The sequence below is a fragment of the Streptomyces sp. DT2A-34 genome, from assembly GCF_030499515.1.
Taxonomy (GTDB): domain Bacteria; phylum Actinomycetota; class Actinomycetes; order Streptomycetales; family Streptomycetaceae; genus Streptomyces.
This window is the reverse complement of record NZ_JASTWJ010000001.1, coordinates 1902258-1918834: the sequence shown is the minus strand read 5'-3', so window position 1 is coordinate 1918834 and position 16577 is coordinate 1902258. Positions and strand designations below refer to the sequence as shown.

General features: G+C 72.7%; 11 protein-coding genes. 4 read left to right on the top strand and 7 right to left on the bottom strand.

Annotated features, from left to right (window positions below):
• Positions 1–126 precede the first annotated feature (126 nt).
• Positions 127–1620, top strand: coding sequence for a glycoside hydrolase family 3 N-terminal domain-containing protein (locus QQM39_RS08315; protein WP_301996029.1), 1494 nt, complete (start codon positions 127–129; stop codon positions 1618–1620).
• A 25-nt stretch (positions 1621–1645) separates the two neighbouring features.
• Here the strand turns inward: QQM39_RS08315 and QQM39_RS08310 are convergent, their stop codons facing one another.
• Positions 1646–2953, bottom strand: a complete 1308-nt coding sequence (locus QQM39_RS08310; RefSeq protein ID WP_301996028.1) for a cellulase family glycosylhydrolase — start codon at positions 2951–2953, stop codon at positions 1646–1648.
• Positions 2954–2973: 20 nt separating this feature from the next.
• Here QQM39_RS08310 and QQM39_RS08305 point away from each other — a divergent pair, with 20 nt between their 5' ends.
• Entirely contained in the window at positions 2974–3999 is a 1026-nt protein-coding gene (locus tag QQM39_RS08305; protein ID WP_301996027.1) for a BadF/BadG/BcrA/BcrD ATPase family protein, read from the top strand.
• Positions 3996–6272 carry a glycoside hydrolase family 3 N-terminal domain-containing protein gene (locus QQM39_RS08300; protein WP_301996026.1) on the top strand — a complete coding sequence of 759 codons (2277 nt, stop codon included), beginning with the start codon at positions 3996–3998 and terminating at the stop codon, positions 6270–6272. The genes QQM39_RS08305 and QQM39_RS08300 overlap by 4 nt, the downstream gene beginning before the upstream one ends.
• Here QQM39_RS08300 and QQM39_RS08295 read toward each other — a convergent pair.
• From QQM39_RS08295 to QQM39_RS08270, 6 genes are all read right to left on the bottom strand, one after another.
• Positions 6236–7120, bottom strand: coding sequence for a carbohydrate ABC transporter permease (locus QQM39_RS08295; protein WP_301996024.1), 885 nt, complete (start codon positions 7118–7120; stop codon positions 6236–6238). The two genes, QQM39_RS08300 and QQM39_RS08295, sit on opposite strands and share 37 nt — an antisense overlap.
• Complete coding sequence (locus QQM39_RS08290) at positions 7117–8157, bottom strand: carbohydrate ABC transporter permease (protein WP_301996023.1); 1041 nt, start codon at positions 8155–8157, stop codon at positions 7117–7119. Before QQM39_RS08290 ends, QQM39_RS08295 begins: the two co-directional genes overlap by 4 nt.
• 2 nt (positions 8158–8159) lie before the next feature.
• Complete coding sequence (locus QQM39_RS08285; RefSeq protein WP_301996022.1) at positions 8160–9530, bottom strand: sugar ABC transporter substrate-binding protein; 1371 nt, start codon at positions 9528–9530, stop codon at positions 8160–8162.
• A gap of 138 nt (positions 9531–9668) precedes the next feature.
• The gene (locus tag QQM39_RS08280; RefSeq protein ID WP_301996021.1) at positions 9669–10388 is read right to left on the bottom strand and encodes a peptidyl-prolyl cis-trans isomerase; all 720 of its coding nucleotides are present in this window, start codon (positions 10386–10388) and stop codon (positions 9669–9671) included.
• Positions 10385–14626 carry an NEW3 domain-containing protein gene (locus tag QQM39_RS08275; protein WP_301996020.1) on the bottom strand — a complete coding sequence of 1414 codons (4242 nt, stop codon included), beginning with the start codon at positions 14624–14626 and terminating at the stop codon, positions 10385–10387. Before QQM39_RS08275 ends, QQM39_RS08280 begins: the two co-directional genes overlap by 4 nt.
• Before the next feature lie 111 nt (positions 14627–14737).
• The gene (locus tag QQM39_RS08270; RefSeq protein ID WP_301996019.1) at positions 14738–15622 is read right to left on the bottom strand and encodes a MurR/RpiR family transcriptional regulator; all 885 of its coding nucleotides are present in this window, start codon (positions 15620–15622) and stop codon (positions 14738–14740) included.
• Positions 15623–15799: 177 nt separating this feature from the next.
• Here QQM39_RS08270 and QQM39_RS08265 point away from each other — a divergent pair, with 177 nt between their 5' ends.
• Entirely contained in the window at positions 15800–16564 is a 765-nt protein-coding gene (locus QQM39_RS08265; RefSeq protein ID WP_301996017.1) for an SIS domain-containing protein, read from the top strand.
• Positions 16565–16577: the final 13 nt, after the last annotated feature.

The following is a 16577-nucleotide window of genomic DNA, read 5'->3' as shown; positions in this document are numbered from 1 at the left end:
GACGCCGGGATGATCGCCGTACAACCGCGTTTTCCGTAGGTGCCCGGCGCCTGCCCTGTCACACCATTGAATCAGCCATCCATCAGCAGGTTGACTTTCGGCTGATCGAGCCAGAGCATTGCCGGGGTGAGCCACTTCGAGCACATATCGTCCAGGTCGAGCGCGCTCCCCGCCGATCTGGACGAAGCCGCCCACCGCTGCCTCGTCGCCGGGTTCGACGGGGCCATGAGCGTGCCGGACACGCTCAAGGAGCTCATCGACCGCGGCCTCGGCGGGGTCATCCTCTTCACCCGCAACATCCGCGACGCGCAGCAGGTGCGCCGCCTCACGGACGAGCTGCGGGCCATCCGCCCCGACCTCCTCGTCGCCATCGACAACGAGGGCGGCGGCATCGGCCACCTGGTGAGCGCCGGCGCCCCCGACGTCCCCGGCTCCTACGCCCTCGGCGTCGCCGACGACCCGAACCTCACCGCCCGCTGCGCCGACGCGCTGGCCGGGCACCTGGCCACCCTCGGCATCACCGCCTCCTACGCCCCCGTCGCCGACCTCCAGCACCGGCCGGACAACCCGATCGTGCGCACCCGCTCCTTCGGCGCCGACCCCGGACTCGCCGCCCGCCATCTGCACGCCTGGATCACCGCCACCGAGGCCCGCGGCATAGCTTCCTGCGCCAAGCACTTCCCCGGCCACGGCGGCACCGTCACCGACAGCCACCACGGCATGGCGGTCGACCCGAGGCCGTACGACGAACTCAGCACCGACCTCGAACCGTTCCGCGCGGCCGTCGCCGCGGGCGTGCCGATGCTGATGAGCGCCCATGTCGTCTTCCCGGCGCTGGACCCCAACCGCCCCGCCACGCTCAGCCGCCGCATCCTGGGCGACCTGCTCCGCCACGACCTCGGCTTCGACGGCGTTCTCGTCAGCGACGCCCTGGAGATGAAGGCGATCGCCGACGCGTACGGCGAGGCGGCCGGCGCGCGCATCGCGCTCGCGGCGGGCGCGGACCAGGTCATCGTCGCCGTGGGGGACCTGGGTGTCACCTTGGCCTGCCGGGACGCCGTGCTCGACGCGCTGCGCACCGGCCTGCTGGCCCAGGAACGCGTCGAGGAGGCCGCGGGGCGGGTGCGGCGGCTCGCCGCGCGCTATGCGACGCCGCCCCTCGACGTCGCCGGCTGGGACGCGGAGGCCGGTCTCGTGGCCGCGCGTCGGGCGGTACGAGGCCGGGGCGTACCGCCCGCCGTGCGCGGGGCCCACGTCGTCGACCTCTTCCCGCCGCCGCACCCCGCGCTCAACTGGGGCGGCGAGGACCTGCTGACCGAGGTGCGCGCCCTCGACCCCACGGCGACGGGCACCTCCGTCACCGGCGAACCGGCGGATCCTGCCGAGCTCGTCGACGGGATGCTGCGCTCCTGCGGGGGCGCGCCCCTCGTCGTCGCCACGTGCGACGCCGGGCTGCATCCCTGGCAACTGCGGTTGCGGGACGCCCTGTTGGCCCGGCGGCCGGACGCGGTACGGGTGGACACGGGGCTGCCGGAGGGCGGCGCGCTGTACTCGTACGGGCGGGGGCGGGCGAACCTGCGGGCCGTCGCCGAGGTGCTGGCGGGCGTCACCGACGACTGAGGCACGCCCGCCGGTCAGCGGCGGCTCAGGACGGCCGTACGACCTCCTTGATCCCCCGCGCCGCCAGGTACTCCGCGTCCCGCGCCCGCGCGGCCAGGACCACCGCCGGGCGGACGCCTTCCGTCCGCATCCGCATCCACGCCTCGAAGTACGCGCCGCCCGGCCCGGACACCGACCGCGTGCCCGGCGCGCAGTCCAGGACCAGGGCGGTCTTGCGCGGCGGTGCGGGGCGGGGGTGGCGGCGCAGTTCGGCGACGGTCTCGGAGAGTGCCTCGGCGATCGGCTTGGGGCGGCCGGAGGAGTCGAACAGGCCCAGGGTGTACTCCAGTTCCGGGAAGTCGGCCAGTGAGCGGTCGACGTCGTGGGAGCACCACCAGGTCACCCCCCACAGCCCCGCGCACTCGGCCGCGTTCCGTACGGTCGCCCGCGCGAACTCGGGGGCGTCGGCGGCCGGGACGTGCGGCTCGGGGGCGCCCGTCTCCTGGACCCAGACGGGGCGCGCGGGGTCGATGGCGTACGCCTTGGCCAGTTCGGTGCCGTACTCGGCGAGGTGCCGGACCTGTGGGGAGCGGGGGCCGTAGCGGCGGGCGCAGTCGCCGGAGAACACCCAGGGGTGGACGGTGGTCAGGTCGCCCTTGCGGGCGGAGGCCTCGGGGGTGAAGGGATGGTCGTCGCCGTACCAGGCGGCGTCGTACGCGGAGTGCGTGACCAGGCCGGCGCTCGCGCCGAGCCCGTCCCGGGCGGCGGCCAGCAGGGTGTCGAGGTAGTGGTCGACCTCGTCCGCCGTCACCGGGTTGTGCTCGACCAGGTTGTTGAGCTCGTTGCCGAGCTGGAGGCCGATGAGGTGCGGGCGGCCGGCGAGCGCGCGGCCGAGGGTGCGCAGGAGGGTGGCCTGGGCCTCGATGGCCTCCGGGTCCGTGAACACATTGCGGTGGTGCCAGCTGCGGGTCCACTCCGGGTAGAAGTCGAAGCTCGACAGATGGCCCTGGACGCCGTCCACCATGACGTCCAGACCGGCTTCGCCGGCCAGGTCGACGAGGTGCGCCAGCTGGTCCACGGCGGCGGTGCGCACGAGGGTGCGGTTGGGCTGGAGCAGCGGCCAGAGGTGGAAGACGCGGACGTGGTCGAGGCCGAGACCGGCGATCCGGTCCAGGTCCTCACGCGCGCGTGCCGGGTCGAAGTCGTGCCAGGAGTGGAACCAGCCGTGGCGGGGCGTGTAGTTGACGCCGAAGCGGAGCGTGTGGATGGGATCCTCCTCGGGTCCGGTCCCGGTCTGAGCCTGCCTCTTGCCCGGGGCTCGGCTCTTGCTCGTGGCGAATGTATCAACCACCATGGTCGGCAATGAATAGTGATTTGAACCAAACCTCGGCCGCTTCGGCACCTACGGCATACGTCGTCGGCCTGGACGCCGGAGGCACCCGCACCCGCGCCGTCCTGGCACCCCTGCGCGCCGGCGCCCCCGAGGGCGAGGGCGTCGGCGGGCCGGGCAACGCCCTGACCGTCCCCGGTGCGCAGCTCACCGAGCATCTCGCCGAGGCCCTCGCGCACGCCGTGCCGGAGGGGCTGCGCGGCCGTGTCGTGGCCGTGGCGGCCGGGTTCGCGGGCGCCTCGCGCACCGCCCCGGACGAGCCGGGCCGGGTCAAGGCGCACGCCGCTCTCACCGTCGCGCTGAGCCGGCTGGGCATCGGCGCCGCCTCGGTCGAGGTCCACAGCGACATCGAGGCCGCGTTCGCCTCCGCGCCCGGCAACCCCGCCGACGGCCTCGCCCTGGTGGCCGGCACCGGCGCGGTCGCGGCGCGCATCACCTCACGCGCGTGCACGACGACCGCCGGGGGCGACGGCTGGCTGCTCGGGGACGACGGCGGCGGCTTCTGGATCGGACGCGAGGCGGTACGGGTGGCGCTGCGCATGGCGGACGGGAGGGGCGGGCCGACGGCGCTGGCCGCGTCGGTCGGGCGGACACTGGGGGTGCCGGAGGACGTGCTGCCGGGCCAGGCTGCGGGTCCGTGCGACGCCGGAGCCTGGAGTCTGGCCCGGCGCGAGGCGTACCGCATGCACCTGCTGCCCGCCGTGATGGACCGGCCGCCGGTCCGGCTGGCCCGGCTCGCCCCGCTCGTCACCGAGGCCGCCGTCCGGCACAAGGACGTCGTTGCCACCGGAATCCTCGAAACGGCCGCCGAGCACCTCACCGGCACCGTCCGCGCCCTCGAACCCCGGCCGGGCGAGCGGATCGTCGCGACCGGCGGTCTGCTCGGTCCGGACGGACCGCTGACCGCGCCCCTCACCGCACGGCTGCACCCCCTCGGCCTCACCCTCGACTGGGTGGCCGACGGCTCCCAGGGCGCCGTCGCCCTCGCCCGACTGGGGTACGCCGGATGAGCGGCCTCGCCGCGCGGCGCCACCCCGCCGGCCTCCCGCCCACTCCGCTCTACCGCGACCCCACCGCCCCCGTTCACGCCCGCGTCGGCGACCTGCTCTCCCGTATGACCCTGCGCGAGAAGGTGGGCCAGCTCAACCAGCGGATGTACGGCTGGAACGCCTACCGCCGCGCCCCCGACGGCGGCTTCGAACTCACCGAGGCCCTGTACGCCGAGACCGACCGCTTCGAGGGACTCGGCGCCCTGTACGGGCTCCAGCGGGCCGACGCCTGGTCCGGCGTCGACCACACCGACGGGCCCGGCGCCGAGGACGGCGCGGCTCTCGCGGAGCTGGTGCAGCGGCATGTCGTCGAGCGCAGCCGGCTCGGCATACCGGCGCTGTTCGTCGAGGAGGTGCCGCACGGCCACATGGCGCTGGACGGCACGGTCCTGCCGGTCAATCTGGCGGTCGGTGCCACCTGGGACCCCGAGCTGTACGAACGCGCCGCCGCCCACGCCGCCGCCGAACTGCGGGCCCGCGGCGGACATGTCGCCCTCGTCTCCGCCCTCGACATCGCCCGCGACCCACGCTGGGGCCGCACCGAGGAGTGCTTCGGAGAGGACCCGTACCTCGCCGCCCGCTTCACGGAGGCCGTCGTACGCGGCATGCAGGGCGAGCCCGCCGAGTACTTCGCCGCCGACAAGGCCCCCGTCGTCCTCAAGCACTTCGCCGGACAGGGCGCCACCGTCGGCGGGCGCAACTCCGCCGAGTCCGAGCTCGGGCTCCGCGAACTGCACGAGATCCATCTGCCCGCCGCCCGGGCCGGCGTCCGGGCCGGCGCCGCCGCTGTCATGGCCGCCTACAACGAGGTCGACGGGACGCCCTGCTCCGGCAACAGGGCCCTGCTCACCGAGCTGCTCAGGGACCGCTGGGGCTTCGAGGGCCTCGTCATGGCCGACGGCCTCGCCGTGGACCGGCTGGCCCGTATCACCGGCGACAAGGTGACCGCGGGCGCTCTCGCGCTCGACGCCGGTGTCGATCTGAGCCTGTGGGACGAGGGCTTCACCCACCTGGAGGAGGCGGTCGAGCGGGGGCTGGTGGCCGAGGAGGCTCTCGACAGCGCCGTGGCCCGGGTCCTGCGGCTGAAGTTCCGGCTGGGGCTGTTCGACCGGCCGGGCGCGACGCCGCCGCCCTTCCCGGCCCGGGGCAGGGAGGTGAGCACCCGCGTGGCCCGGGGGGCGGTCACCCTCCTCCACAACGACGGCGGGGTCCTGCCCATAGCGGCGGCCGTCTCCCGTATCGCCGTCCTCGGACCCCAGGCCGCCACCGTCGCCCACCAGTCGGGCGACTACACGGCCCCGCAGCGCCCCGGCACGGGGACGAGTGTGCTCGACGGACTACGGCGCCTCGCCCCGCCCGGGGTCGGCATCCGGCACGCCCGGGGCTGCGCGCTCACGGGTGACGACCTGACCGGCGTCCCCGAGGCGGTCGCCGCGGCCGCCGCCTCCGACCTGGCGGTGCTCGTGCTGGGCGGATCCAGCGCCCGTACGCCCGACACGGAGTTCGACGCCAACGGGGCCGCGCGGACCGCCGTTTCGCACATGACCTGCGGCGAGGGCGCCGATCTGGCCGGACTGCGGCTCGGCCGGGCCCAGTACGCCCTGCTGGACGCGGTCACCGCGACCGGCACGCCCACGGCGGTCGTCCTGGTCCAGGGCCGCCCGCACGCCGTCCCCGAGGCCGCGGACCGCGCGGACGCGCTGCTCACCGCCTGGTACCCGGGTCCCTGGGGCGGCGAGGCGATCGCCGAGGTCCTCCTCGGGCACACCGAGCCGACCGGCCGCCTCCCCGTCTCCGTCCCCCGCTCGGCGGACCGACTCCCGGTGTACTACAACCACAAGGAGACCGAGTACGGCGGCTATGTCGACGGCAGCGCCGAGCCGCTGTACGCATTCGGGCACGGGCTGTCGTACACGAGCTTCACGTACGGCCCGCCGCGGCTGGACGGGGACACCGTCCGCGTCGACGTCACCAACACCGGGCAGCGGTACGGCCGTACCGTCGCGCAGCTGTACGTCCGGCGGCTGCGGACCCCCGTCTGGCCCCGCGCCCTCGAACTGCGGGGGTTCCGGGCTGTCGAGCTCGCGCCGGGCGAGACCCGCACGGTCGTCTTCCCCCGGCCCGCCACCGACGCCGGGACCACGGTGGAGGCCCGCGTCGCGGAGTCGGCGCGGGCCGCACTGACCGCCGTACCGACTCAGAGCTTCACGGCACCGGACGAGACGCCCTTGTAGAACCACCGCTGCGTGATCACGAACAGCACCAGAACCGGAATCACCGAGATCACCGACCCCGCCATCACCAGCCGCTGGTCGTACCCGAACGACGACGTCTGCAGCCGGGCCAGACCCAGCGTCAGCGTGAAGTGCTCCTCGGAGCGCAGCACGATCAACGGCCACAGGAAGTCGTCCCAGGCGCTGATGAAGGTGTTGATGGTGACGACCAGGATCGCGCCGTAGGCGGAGGGCAGATACAGGTAGCGGAACCGCTTCCACTCGCCCGCCCCGTCCAGCATCGCCGCGTCCTCGATCTCGCGCGGGACGGCGAGGAACGCGGCCCGCATGATGAGGACGTTGATCGCGGCGACGAAGCCGGGCAGCCAGACGCCGACGAGGTGGTCGACCAGGCCCATGTCCCGGATGCTCAGGAACAGCGACACCATGATCGACTCGAAGGGGAACATCATGGACGCCATCAGCAGCACCCAGACCAGCCCCCGGCCCTTCCAGCCGGGCTTGGAGAGCATGTAGCCGGCCATGGTGGAGAAGACGAGCTGGCTGGCGATCGAGATGACCGCGACGAACAGGCTGTTCCTGATGTACGTCCACACCGGGACCTGGTCGAAGACCTGCTCGTAGGCGCGCAGCGTCGGGTGGTGCGGGATCAGGGAGGCGCCCGCGCCGAAGACGTCCTCGCCCGCGCCCTTGAGTGACGACAGCACCTGCCAGACCAGGGGGCCGACGGTGATGAACAGGACGAAGACCAACAGCAGGTAGCGCAGGGCGAGTTCGCGGGGGCGGCCGTAGTCGCGCCAGCGGGGCATCAGGCGTCGGCGCTTGGCGTCGAGCGGCGCGGTTGTCATGCCTCGTCCTCCTTCGTCAGGCGCTGGGCGAGCAGCGTGAGGCCCAGGGTGAGTGCGAACAGGGCCACGCTGACCGCCGCGCCGTAACCGGCGTTGCCGGTGAGCGGGTCGAGTCCGACGTCCCGGATGTAGAAGGGGAGCGTGCGGTCGGCGCCGCCGGGGCCGCCGGTGGAGCCGCCCAGCATGTAGATCTCGGTGAAGACGCGGAGCGAGCCGATGCCCGTCAGGGTGCCGACCAGCATCATCGACGTGCGGACGCCGGGCACGGTGACGTGCCAGAATCGGCGGACCGCACCGGCGCCGTCCACGGCTGCCGCCTCGTGCAGTTCCCTGGGCACGTTCCCGAGCGCGGCCAGGTAGAAGATCATGTACCAGCCGAGGCCCTTCCACAGCGTCAGGCCCATCGCCGACAGCAGGATCAGCCAGGAGTCGGACAGGAACGGGATGGCCTCGCGGATGAGATGCGCCTTCTGCAGCCAGGTGTTGACCAGGCCCTGGTCGCTCAGCAGCCACTGCCAGCTCAGGCCCACGACCACGCTGGAGGCGAGGACGGGGGTGTAGAAGGCGGAGCGGAAGAAGCCGATGCCGGGGAGGTTCTTCTCCACCAGGATGGCGAGCAGCAGGGGCAGCAGCACCATCAGCGGGACCACGATCAGCGCGTACAGCAGGCTGTTGCGGGTGGCCAGCCAGAAGTCGGAGTCGGACAGCATCCGCCGGTAGTTGTCCAGGCCGACCAGGTTGTACGCGCCGCCCAGCGGCTTGGCGTCGGTGAAGGACACCAGGATCGTGTTGAGGAAGGGGAACACCCCGAACACGGTCGTGCCGACGATCGCCGGGAGCATCCACAGCCACGGCAGCCACCAGCGGCGGTAGAGCGCCGCGCCCCCGGCGTCCGCCGTCGGGCCGGGCCTGACGGAACGCAGGAGGCGGCGCGGCAGCCCCGGCGCAGCGGGCGCGGGGGAGGCGCCGGGGCCCGGGGCGCCCGCCCCCGGGGGAGCGGGGACGGGCACCTTGTCCAGTGCGGTGCGCCGAGTCATCGTCACCCGGCCTGCTCGATCAGCGCGTTGGCCTTGGACTGGGCCTCGTCGAGGGCGTCCTGCGCGCTCTTCTTGCCCTGCATGGCCAGCTGGATCTGGGCCGAGACGGCGTTCAGCTCGCCCGGCGTGAGGGCGATCTCGTCGGCGGTGGCGGTCTGCCGGTCACTCGCGACGATCTTGCGGGCCTCGGCGAACGGGTCGGTGCCCTCGACCTTCTGGAAGAACGGGTCCTTCAGCGACTCGGTCGTGGAGGGGAAGATGACGACGTTCGGGTCCTTCGCCCACTGGAGCTGGTTCTTCGCGTTGGTCAGGAACCGCGCGAAGGCCAGCGCGGTCACCGCGTTCTTGCTGGTGGACGCGACACCGATGTACTGCGGGGCGCCGACGGTGTGGCCGAGGTCGTCCAGCGGGTAGCGGGCGACGCCGGTCTTCTTGTAGACGCTCGGGTTGTTCTGCTGGATGAAGCGCAGGAAGTTGGGGTTGGTCGGGCCGTAGGCCAGTTTGCCCTGGCCGTAGACGTTGGACGGGTCCTGGGTGGAGGAGAGGGAGTCCTTCGGCATCGCCCCCGCCTTGTAGAGCTTGGTCATGCCCTCGACCCACTGCACGGTCTTCGGGTCGTCGGCGAAGGTGAACTTCTTGCCGTCCGCCGAGAGCACCTCGATGCCCATCTGCTGCCAGTCGGCGGGGATGCGCAGCTGCGGGTTGGCGAGGAAGGCGAAGTACTTGCCGTCGGAGGCCTTGGCCATCTTCTCGGCGTCGGCGAACAGGCCGAGGATGGACGTCGGAGGTTTGGCCGGGTCCAGGCCCGCCTTCTTCAGCAGGTCGTTGTTGAACGTCTGTACGATGCCGCCGGAGTACCAGGGCAGCACGCTGTGCACCTCGGTGCCGTCGGCCGCGGCGTAGGTGCTCGACTTCCACATCGACTCGGTGAACGGCTTGCCGGCGTCCGGCGCCTTCTTGTCGAGGTTGAGCAGGTAGCCGTTCTTGGTCAGCGCCACCGCCGTGTTGACGTTGATGTTCACCACGTCCGGCAGGGTGCAGCCCTGTGCGTCGGCGACCAGGCGCTGGGTGAAGGTGGCGTCGCCGGGGTCGTCGATCCACTTGACCTTCGTGCCCGGGTGCTCCTTCTCGAAGGCGTCGATGACGCCGTTGAAGTAGTCGCCGAAGTCCTTCTTCAGGTTGGTCGTCTGGAAGGTGATGTCACCCTTGACGTCCCCGGTGAGCGCACCGGACCCGACGTTCGCCTTGTCGACCTTGCAGCCGCCGGCCGTGGCCTCGCCGTCGTCGGAGCCGCCGGAGAGACCGCAGCCGGCGGCCGCGAGTGCCAGGGCGAGGAAACATGCCAGGGATCCGGGAAGTCTGCTTGCGCGCATGGGTGCCCTCCTGCGGCCGAACTGGGCGGCTGGGTTTCGCTGGTTCAAATCACCAACTTGGACGCTGATTGATGAAAAGGTGGACCAGAATTCATCGGAGGTCAATGGGTTGCCGGGTTGCTTTTATGTTCCGGTCGGTCAGTGGCGGTGCTCGTGGTCCGGGTGGGAGGGGTCGCCCGGGTGCTCGTGGCCCGGGGCGTACTCCACGCCGGTGCGCGCCTGGTCCAGCCAGTCGAAGAAGGCCCGCAGTCCGGCTGTCCGCCGCAGTTCGTGTGCGATGCCCTCGCGGGCGTGCTCGTACGGCAGGAAGTCCGCGGGGGTGGTGGTGGCGCCGAAGGGGTCCACACCGCGTCTGAGCGCGGCCGGGGTGAGGAAGCGGTCGGGGTTGCGGTCGTAGTAGTCGCGTACGGCTGTCTCGGGGACGTGTTGCTCGCTCTCCAGCTCGGCGAGCAGCAGGCGTGCGGCCGGGGAGTGGGCCAGCGCTGCGGCGACGATGCTGCCGAGGTCGGCGACGTCGCGCTCCGCGGGGAGTGCCGCGATAGGCCGTCTCTTGTCTGCGGCGCCGTCGTGGCTGGTCGCGCCCACGCGGCGGAGCCGCATATCGACACCGCCCGCGCTCCTTGACGGCGCTGCCGAACCGTCCTCTGGTGGCTCCAGCCCGCGTTTCGCGCAGGCCCGTCGGGCCAGTTCGTCGGTCACCACCACCTGCGTCGCCCACCGCCGCCGCTGCCGCTCCGCCCGAGCGAGGGCCTCGGGACGGGTCTCACGATTACGGGGAGGGACCACCTCCAAGAAGGCGTCCACGCGTTCCTTGCGGACCGCTTCACCGTGCACGCGAGCCGCGTATTCCCCCGTCATGGCGTCACCTCCAGCTCCACGGCCGCCGTATACGCCACACAGCCATGCCAGCCCACCTTCGCCATCAGCCAGTACGACCCCGGCGGCATCGCCCCGCCGTCCACCTCGATCGCGCACTCCAGGCGCTCCCCGCCCGGCACGGTGAAGCCCTGGCAGCCGGGCGTCACGCCCGCCCAGGTTCCCCACGAGGACACGGCCCACAGCGTGCCGCTGACCGGCCCCCGGGTCGGGTTGCGCAGGGTCACCGGGACCTGGACCCGGTCACCCCGGCGTACGCTCACCCGCTCAACTCCCAGCGCCGTCACCAGCGTGGGACCCGTGTGCCCGTCCGGCACATCCAGTGCCACGACGTCCTCGTACGTCTGCCCGCCGTACGACAGCCGGGCGGCGAGCCAGTGCCGCCCCGGCTCCGCGTCGGGCGGTGGTGTCACCGTGACCTCGGCGATCGTGAACCCGCCGGGGCCCAGGGCGTACGGCAGCTCGGTCGGCTCGACGGACCAGCCGGGCGGGGCGTCCAGGCTCGCCGTGCCCGACACCGGCGCGTCGGTCAGCTCCGAGCTGACCCGGACCGTCGCCGTGACCGGACCGTCGGCGACGGTGAGGGTGGTCGGGGAGACGTACACCGCGACCGGCATGTTGCCGCGCGGGGCGGGGCCGGAGTTGTGCAGCCAGTACCGGGTGGGGATGGGCTGGGCCGGTTCGTGGGCGGCGATGCCGGGACCGGAGGAGCTCTCCGCGTCGGCGGTGGCGAGAACCGTGGCCACCTCGAAGCCGGTCAGGCCGACCGCGAGGGCCCCCTGATCGTCGGGCGTCAGCGGCTCCCCACGCCTCTCCAGCACGTCCGCCCGCGCACCGTCCGTCCACTCCCGCGGCCCGCGCACCCGCGCCCGCACCGGCCGCCCGTTCACCTCGTGCACCCGTACGACGACCCCGCGCCCCGGATCGGCCGCCGCCGCGCTGCCCCGCGCGAGCGGCGACCCGGCCGCCTTGAACGCGTCGAGCAGTACCTCCCCGGCCGGTTCGAGCCCCAGCAGCACGGCTTTCCTGGGGAGTGCCGCATCCTCGGCGGACGTCCGCCGTACCCGTCCCGTCAGCGGATGGTTGAACGCATGCCCGGCCTGCGGCAGCCGCAGCTCCCGCCAGTCGCCCGCGCCGGCGACCACGGCGTACTCGAACGTGTGGGACCAGCGCTGGAGTTGGAAGGCCGAGCCGTCGGGCGCCGTACGCCGGGGCGGGTCCACCCAGATGCCGGAGGGCCAGCCCGTGCAGGAGCGCATCAGGGACATGTAGAGGTCGCCCGACGAGGTCACCACACAGCCCGGCGTTCCCCGGTTCAGGACCGCGAAGCTGCGCCCGTCCCACGCGTCCCCCGGCGGCAGTGCTTCCCCGCCGCCCGCCGCCGTGGCCCCCAGGACCGCGTCCTCCAGGTCGGCGATCAGCGCGTCCACGGCCTTGGCGTCGTCCTCGGGGCGGGCGCCCGCCACCACGAGCAGCGGCAGCCGCTCCAGGTCGCGCAGGTCGGCGCCGGGCACCCACTCCTCCCGCAGCGAGGCGCGCGGCGCGACCCAGACGGCGGCCACCCCTCGTTCGGCGAGCTGTCGGCGCAGTTCGCGCCCGGCCGCCGGGTCCCAGCCGAGGGCCTCGGCGACCACGGAGTTGCGCTCGGGCGCGCCGACCGCGATCCGGATGTCGGGCAGGTTGGAGTCGACCTCCAGGTCGCCGTAGCGCGGGCCCCCGGCGATCGTCGAGGTCGCCGTCACGCCCACGCGCACCAGGGCCGCCGCGAGCGCGGTGCCCAGTTCACCGGCGTCGTCCCAGGAGGAGTACACCAACTCGGCGACTCCGATGGACCGTTCGCCGAGGGGGCGTCCGGAGCCGTCGGCCACCGCGACCCGCGCGGTGGACCCCAGCCCGAACCACGTGTTGGCCGGATTGTCCAGCGTCCACGGGAACCGCTCGCTGTCCACCTCCACGAACCCGAACCCGCGCCCGATCACCGCGTCGGCCACCTCGTGCACCGGCAGCCCGCCCCGGACGTCGGACGGCCAGCGGACCCGGATGAGGCGGTCGGCACCGTCGTAGCCGTCGAGGGTGGTCGTGAGGTCGAGGCGGTCGACGCCCTTCCAGAGGGTGAGGCGCTGGGTGTAGCGGAAGAGGCCGAGGTCGGCGCGGACGGTGATGCGTGATCCGGCGGGGGAGTGCTCGACATCGATGTCCGCCGTGACGTCCCGGCTGCGGGCGGCCGTGGTGCCGGTCGGTGTGAGGTGCCAGGGGCCCTCGCCGAAGCGCGGGTGCCTGGCGTACTCCTCCTGTACGACCAGCTCGTTGCCGATGTCGCCGGGGCGCAGCAGTTCCCGGCCGGCCTCCGCCGGCGCCCGCAGGCTGCTGACGGCGCCGCCGCGCGCGGGATCGACCGTCACCTCGTAGAACTCGTTGCGGATGGTGGTGCCCTCGCCGGGCGTCCACTCGGGGACGGTCCCCTCGGCGAGCGGGAGCGCCTTGAGGCCCATGCCCGGCACCTCCGGTACGACGACGCGGAGGGCGCCGTCCTCCCGTACGGCGGGCAGGGGCAGGCCGGTGTCGTCCAGCGGGACGAGTCCCGGGTCCTCGACCGCCAGTACGTCCCGGCGCTCCCAGGTCGCCGCGTTGAAGACCACCAAGTCCGGTGTGCCGCCCGGTAGTTGGGCGACCCTGCTCGCCAGGGCGTCGGTCGCGTCGGCGTGCACGGTCTCGGCGAGGTCGTACAGCTCCCGCCAGCCGGTGAGCAGGTCGATGTAGACCTGGTCGGACTCCGAGCCGGTGATGGCGTCGTGATGGGCGCCGTAGATCAGCTGCCGCCACGCCTTGTCGAGCGCCGCGTCCGGATAGGGGTGCCCGGTCACCAGCGAGGCGAGCGTCGCCCAGGCCTCCGCGTCGGCGAGCAGCGTCTCGCCGTACCGCTGGGCCTGCTTGGTGTCGATGTAGGAGACGTCCTTGCCGGTGTAGATCGGGTTCATGTCCCGTGTCTGCGGCGACGCCTTGCGGCCCTGCGACTCCAGCTCCGCGCGTACGGCGGCGAAGAAGTCCCGCGGGATGCCGCTGATGAAGCGCGGCCAGACGTACCGGGCGTTCCAGTCCCGGTGGATGTCCATCACCCAGCGGCACGGCGGCGCGTAGTCACCGCCGACCGGGAGCAGCACATTGCGGGTGAGCGCGACCTTCTTCAGTCCCTTGAACAGCTTGAGCGCGGCCGCCTCCGCCTCCGGCAGGGTCGGCGCGTTGTCGATCGCCCAGCCGGCGCCGTAGTGGTTGACCATGTACGCGGTGAGGATGCCGCGCCCCGAGGGGGCGATCCAGTCGAACTCCGCCGGGAACTGCATACGCTGAGGATCCCGCGGCTCCTCGCCGAAGACGGAGAGGGTGGGGCCCCACTGGTGGAAGGGTCCGCGTGCCCACGAACTCGACGTGACGCCCGCGTCCGCCATCAGCCCGGGAAACTGCGGGTCGTGCCCGAACGCGTCCAGCTGCCAGGCCGTCTGAGGGGACGCCCCGATGATCCCGCGCTGGAAGCCGTCGCCGTACAGGGCGTTGCGTACGGTCGCCTCGGCGCCGGTGAGGTTGGTGTTCGGCTCGTTGTAGGTGCCGCCCATGATCTCGACGCGGCCGGTGCGGATCAGCTGGCGCAGGAAGGCGCGCTCCTCCGGGAAGGCGTCCCAGTAGGGCTTGAGGTAGTCGACCTCGGCGAGCACGAAGGTGTACGCCGGGTCGCGGCGCGCCAGATCGCAGTGGGCGCGGACGAGGCTCATGCCGGACTGGCCGCGCGAGTCGAAGGTGCGGGCGGGCAGGCCGGTGGTGGCGGGGTCGTCGGCGACGTCCCAGGTCTCGGTGTAGGCGCCCTGGGTGTTCCACCAGACGGGGTCGTAGTGGAAGTGGCTGACCATGAACATGGTCCAGCCGGGCTCGGTGGCCGTGAACGCTGCGGAGTGCTCCGCGCTGCGGGCCGGGTCGTCGGCGTCCTCCGCCGTGATCCTGATGTGCGTACGGTCGCCGGGGGCCAGGTCGGTCGTCACCGGTATCTCGGCGCGTACGGTGCCGTCGTCCCCGGCGGTCGCCTCGGCGGTGCCGTGGACGCCCGGCCCCTCTGCGGTGAGGCGGATCCTCTGGCCGGGGATGTGCCCGATCTCGACGGCCAGTACCTGCTGCGGGTGGTCCTCGGTGCCGACGAAGAGCTCGGTCGACTCGACAGAGATGACGCGCATGGGGCTCCTACGAGTGCTCTGGGGAGCCCCATCCTGGCACCGAGGGGTTGGTTCAAACAACCATGTGGATGTCTCTTCGGTGGTTCATCCATGCAGTCCTGGACAGGAGGGTCAGCGCGCCCGGCGCGATTTCACCGCGTGCCGCGGGGTGATGTGGTCGGTCAGCGCCAGTGAGGCGCTCGCGCGCTGGTAGGTGAGCTGGGCGACCCGGACGTACAGGCAGTCGACGAGCATCAGGACGGAGTGGCGGCTGCTGATGCTCTCGGCGCGGAAGCTGGTCTCCGAGGACGACGAGATGAGCCGGATGTCGGCCGCCCGGGACAGCGGCGAGCGCGGGTCGGTGGTGAGGGCGACGGTGGTGGCGCCGCGCTCCTTGGCCATCTCGAACGGTTCGAGGGTCTCGCGGGTCGCCCCGGAGTGGGAGATGCCGATGGCCACGTCGGCCGGGGTGAGCAGGGCCGCGGAGGTCGCCGCCGCGTGCACCTCGGTCCAGCCGCGGACCGAGCAGCCGATGCGGAACAGACGTGTCTCGGTCTCCTGCGTCACGGCGCCGCTGCCGCCGACGCCGTAGACGTCGATGCGGCGGGCGCGGGCCAGGGCCTGGGCCGCGCGCTCGATCGCGTCGAGGTCGATCCGGTCGATGGTCTGCTGGATGGCCCGCAGGTCCGCGCTGCCGACGACCTGCACGACCCGTTCGAGGCTGTCGTCGGGGGAGATGTCGGGCCCGATCTCGGCGGTGCCCCAGTCGGAGACCTCGCCGCGGCCGCGCTCCTGGGCCAGTTCGATCAGCAGATGCTGGTAGGAGTCGAGGCCGATGGCCCGGCAGAAGCGGGTCACCGTCGCCTGGGAGGTGCCGGTGCGGCGGCCCAGCTCGGCGGCCGAGCAGTGGGTGACGGCGGCCGGATCCTCCAGGATCAGCTCGCCGACCTTCCGCAGGGAACCGGCCAGCCGGGGCAGCTCGGTGCGGATCAGTGTGGTGACGTCCGTCGGGGGCATGGGGAGAAGGTACCAGCCACCGTTTGCTCCGCAGGTTGAATACCAGGACCGGGGTGGAGGGTGCGACTCCCCGGCTCCTTGCCCCTGCGCTCATTGCTCCCGCCATCCGGTGTGTGATTTATTGATTCACTGATGGAGTCGTATGGGGTGGTTCAATCCACCGGTGGGGAGTGACGCGTGTCCGACGAGTCCCTGAGCGCCCGGCGCTTCGCACGCGAGAGCATGGCCGTCCTCGACCGCATCGCCGATTCCGCCCGCGACGACGTGGTGCGCGCCGCCGAGCTGATCGCCGACTGCGTGCGCGCGGACGGCGTGATCCAGGCCTTCGGCACCGGCCACTCCCAGGCCGTCGTCCTCGAACTCGCCGGACGCGCGGGCGGGTTGGTGCCGACGAACCGGCTGAGCATCGCCGACCTCGTCCTGTACGGCGGCGACTCGCCGAGCGTCCTGGACGACCCGCTCCTGGAGCGTCAGGCCGGGGTGGCGGGCCGGATCTACGACCTCGCCGCACCGCACCCCCAGGACCTCTTCGTCGTGATCTCCAACTCCGGCGTCAACAACGTCATCGTGGAGATGGCCCTGCGGGCCAAGGAGCGCGGCCACCGCGTCCTCGCCCTCACCTCCCTCACCCACACCCGCGCCGTCCCCGCCGGCCACCCGAGCGGCAAGAAGCTCGCCGACCTCGCCGACGTCGTCCTCGACAACGCGGCCCCGCGCGGCGACGCGCTGCTGGAGCTCCCGGGCGGCGGCGCGGTGTGCGCCCTGTCCACGCTGACCGGCGTGATGCTCGTCCAGATGGCCGTGGCCGAGGCCTCCGCCCAGCTCCTGGCCGCCGGGGAACGCCCGCCGGTGTACGTCTCGGCCAATGTGCCGGGCGGCTTCGAGGGCAACCTGGAGCTGGAGAGGCGGTACGCCGGACGGATCCGGCGCACCGCGAGCTGAGCCGCCGGGCACT

What these genes read in the sequence shown, in the direction of transcription:
- QQM39_RS08310 (WP_301996028.1), bottom strand. Translation starts at nt 2,953, where the DNA reads ATGGTGGTTGATACATTCGCCACGAGCAAGAGCCGAGCCCCGGGCAAG.
- QQM39_RS08300 (WP_301996026.1), top strand. Translation starts at nt 3,996, where the DNA reads ATGAGCGGCCTCGCCGCGCGGCGCCACCCCGCCGGCCTCCCGCCCACT.
- QQM39_RS08295 (WP_301996024.1), bottom strand. Translation starts at nt 7,120, where the DNA reads ATGACAACCGCGCCGCTCGACGCCAAGCGCCGACGCCTGATGCCCCGC.
- QQM39_RS08290 (WP_301996023.1), bottom strand. Translation starts at nt 8,157, where the DNA reads ATGACTCGGCGCACCGCACTGGACAAGGTGCCCGTCCCCGCTCCCCCG.
- QQM39_RS08285 (WP_301996022.1), bottom strand. Translation starts at nt 9,530, where the DNA reads ATGCGCGCAAGCAGACTTCCCGGATCCCTGGCATGTTTCCTCGCCCTG.
- QQM39_RS08280 (WP_301996021.1), bottom strand. Translation starts at nt 10,388, where the DNA reads ATGACGGGGGAATACGCGGCTCGCGTGCACGGTGAAGCGGTCCGCAAG.
- QQM39_RS08275 (WP_301996020.1), bottom strand. Translation starts at nt 14,626, where the DNA reads ATGCGCGTCATCTCTGTCGAGTCGACCGAGCTCTTCGTCGGCACCGAG.
- QQM39_RS08270 (WP_301996019.1), bottom strand. Translation starts at nt 15,622, where the DNA reads ATGCCCCCGACGGACGTCACCACACTGATCCGCACCGAGCTGCCCCGG.